The sequence below is a fragment of the Bradyrhizobium sp. STM 3809 genome (genome assembly GCF_000239795.1).
GTDB lineage: Bacteria > Pseudomonadota > Alphaproteobacteria > Rhizobiales > Xanthobacteraceae > Bradyrhizobium.
In genome coordinates this window covers 1-3,427 of record NZ_CAFJ01000729.1, presented here as the reverse complement: position 1 = coordinate 3,427, position 3,427 = coordinate 1, and the positions used below count along the sequence as shown (strand labels likewise).

At 67.4% G+C, this 3,427-nt stretch carries 1 protein-coding gene and 1 pseudogene; both read left to right on the top strand.

Annotated features, from left to right (window positions below; translation table 11 throughout):
* A pseudogene (locus tag BRAS3809_RS31385) lies at nt 1-252 on the top strand (hypothetical protein); the annotation flags it as partial.
* A gap of 258 nt (nt 253-510) precedes the next feature.
* Nucleotides 511-2,961, top strand: coding sequence for an adenylate/guanylate cyclase domain-containing protein (locus BRAS3809_RS31380; RefSeq protein ID WP_008966037.1), 2,451 nt, complete (start codon nt 511-513; stop codon nt 2,959-2,961).
* Nucleotides 2,962-3,427: the final 466 nt, after the last annotated feature.

Genomic DNA, 3,427 nt, shown 5'->3' with positions numbered 1-3,427 from the left:
AGCCGCGGCCGCACCCTGGGGTCCCCCGGCGGAGCCGTGCCGCTGCTGCAGGCGCCGCAGGCCCAGGAAGCGCCGCAGGCCGACCAGGCGCCGCAGGCTGGCCAGATGCCGCAGGCCAACCAGCCATCGCAGGCCAGTCAGGCCGTGCCCCCGGCGACCGAGGCCGGCCAGGGCGCGGTCGGTGACAATTCGGACGGCGTGCCGGACAGCCAGCCGATGAACGATGTGCTCAAGCGAATCTTCAACAGGTAACATAGGACCCGCGACGGAGAATTTCGGCGGCATCCTCCTCCGAATGGTGGAGGTCGTGGGGCCTCGGCTGCGCCAGCATCCCGCGTTGGGACCACCGCATCGGGGCCGTTCTGCACTGCATTCTGTGCTAGATGGGGCGTGGTCGCTGCGCCTCCCGGCTCATGAGAGGCCGCCTGCGATGTGTTGCTGCCATGAGGACGGCAGCGGACGCGCTGATCCGGGGTTTCGCCTCGGCCGTGCGGCGCGCGAGGGGTCCGAATGAACGGGGTCGAGAACAGAGGCTGGTCGCTGCGGCAAGGCCTGTTCGCCAAATATGTCGTGTCGCTGGTCGGACTCGTCGTGTTCGTCCTGGCGGTCAACGGCGCGACCGAGACCTGGATCAGCTATCAGTCCACCAAGGCGAGCCTGACTGCCGCGATGGCCGAGAAGGCCGATGCCAGTGCCCGGCGAATCGACCAGTCCGTCTCGGACCTGCAGCGCCAGATCAGCTGGGTGACGCGGGCGAGCTCCAAGACCCTGGAGGACCGTCGCGCCGACTACGTCCAGCTGCTGAGCCAGGCCCCGGCGGTCCGTCAGCTCTATCAGCTCGATGGCCAGGGGCGCGAGCAGCTCCGGGTCTCGCGCACCGCGATCTCGTTCTCTTCGGGCAACGATCTCTCGCGCGACCTGCGCTTCACCGACACCGTCACCCATGGCAGCAATTTCTCCGCCGTGACCTTCAAGGGCGCGCAGCCGATGATGTCGATCTCGGTCGCGCATTCCGGCTTCAATGCCGGCGTGACGGTGGCCGACATCGATCTCGACTTCCTCGAGGACTTCATGACCGAGGCGCAGGTCGGCAAGGTCGGCGTCGCCTATGTGGTCGATCCCAAGGGCCAGGTGCTGGCGAGCTCGGCGAAGGGGCCGGCCGTCGGTCAGGATCTCGCCAAGCTGCCGCAGGTCGCCGCCATGCTGTTGCCCGATGGCCAGCCGCTGGCCTCCGGCACCGACGTGGACGGACGCGCCGTGCTCTCCGCCGCCGCGACGCTGCCCAAGCTCGGCTGGGTCGTGTTCTTCGAGCAATCCACCGCGCATGCGCTGGCGCCGATCCGCGATCAGCTGCTGCGCGGCGCGCTGCTGATCGCGCTCGGCCTCGCGGTTGCGATCTTCGCCGGCTCCCTGCTGGCGCGCCGCATGCTCGTGCCGATCACGGCGCTGCGCGCCGGCGCGCGCCGGCTCGGCGCCGGCGACTTCGGCCAGCGCATCGAGGTGAAGACCCATGACGAGCTGGAGGAGCTCGCCGATCAGTTCAACAGCATGGCCGGCCAGCTCGCGCAATCCTATGCGGTGCTTGAAGCCAAGGTCGAGGAGCGCACGCGCGATCTGGCGCAGTCGATCAACGAGCTGAAGGTGCTGGAAGAGGTCGGCCGCGCTGTGGCCTCCTCGCTCGATCTCAATGCCGTGCTGCCGACGGTGGCCTCGCGCGCGCTCGAGATCACCGCGGCGGATGCCGTGCTGATCTATTCCTACGATGCCGCCGCGCATCGCTTCAAGCTGGTGGAAGCCAAGGGCGTCGATCAGGACGGCGCGCACAATGTGCTCGACGAGCAGACGAGCCTGCTGTCGGAGTCGGTGCGCAGCGGCGAGCCGATCGCGATCGCCGAGCTCGAAACCGCGCCGGACCATCCGCTCCGCGACGTGGCGGTCGCCGCCGGCTTCCATGCCGTGTTGTTCACGCCGCTGGTCGATCAGCAGGGCGTGCTTGGCGCGCTGGTGGTGCTGCGGCGCTCGGCCAGGGCGTTTCCCGCGAACCTGATCGGGCTGATGCGCACCTTTGCCAACCAGGCGGTGCTGGCGATGCGCAATGCGCGGCTGTTCACCGAGGTCGACCAGAAGGGGCGCGAACTGGCGCTGGCGCATGACACGGTGCAGCAGCAGGCGGCGAAGCTCACCGAGCAGACCGAGCAGCTGCGTGAATGGAACAAGTCGCTGGAAGACCGCGTCGAGAAGCAGCTCGCCGAGATCGAGCGCATCCGCCGCCTCGAGCGCTTCCTGGCGCCGCAGGTGGCGCAGATCATCGCCTCGTCCGATGGCCACGACGCGCTGCTGGAGAGCCACCGCCGCGAGGTGACCGTCGTGTTCTGCGACCTGCGCGGCTTCACCGCGTTCACCGAAACGACCGAGCCCGAAGAGGCGATGAACGTGCTGCGCGAATATCACGCCGCGCTCGGCAAGCTGATCTTCAAATATGAAGGCACGCTCGACCGCTATGCCGGCGACGGCGTGATGATCCTGTTCAACGCGCCGATCCCGTTCGAGGACCACACCACGCGCGCTGTGAAGATGGCGCTGGAGATGCGCGAGGAGATCGGCCAGCTCACCGAGCGCTGGAAGAATCGCGGCCACAGCCTGGGCTTCGGCGTCGGCATCGCCGTGGGCTACGCCACGCTCGGCCAGGTCGGCTTCGAGAACCGGCTGGAATATGCCGCCATCGGCAGCGTCACCAACCTCGCCTCGCGGCTCTGCGACGCCGCCAAGGCCGGCCAGGTGATCGCGTCCCGCCGCGTCTACGGCGTGGTCGAAACCTCGGTCGAGGCGCGGCCGATCGACGACCTGCATCTCAAGGGCTTCAACCATCCGGTGCTGGCGATGGAGATCCTGCGCTGGCGCGGCCAGGGCGCCGAGGCCGTGGACGCCTTGGAGGAGCCTCGCCGGTCGGCGGCAACGTGAGCTGTACCACGGAGGATGAGGATCGCTTTTGCAGCCGGCGATCAATTTCCCATGCGCGAGTTCATGGTTGATGCGCGGTGTCGCTTTCGGTGCTGAGCTCTCATCATGAAAGCGGCGCGTTAGCTGCGCCGATGAACGCGGGCTACAAACCCTCTCCATGAACACGCCTCTTAGCGTGTTCATGGTCGATGTGCAGGACCCGTTGGGTGCCAGAACCTCATGGTGAGGAGCGTCGCGCCAATCTGGCCGCGATAGAATGAGATCTTCGTCCGCGGCGCGTCTCGAACCATGAGGCCCCGCCGGTGGCCTCGCCCTTCGAGACGCCCGCCTTCGGCGGGCTCCTCAGGGTGAGGGGGAGGCAGCACGTCGAGGGGAGGCAGCACGTCGTGGTCGTTTCCGTAAAATAAAATCGCCTTGCCATTTTTCAGAATTCATGATTATCTCCGCGCATCCCGCCTCATCGCAG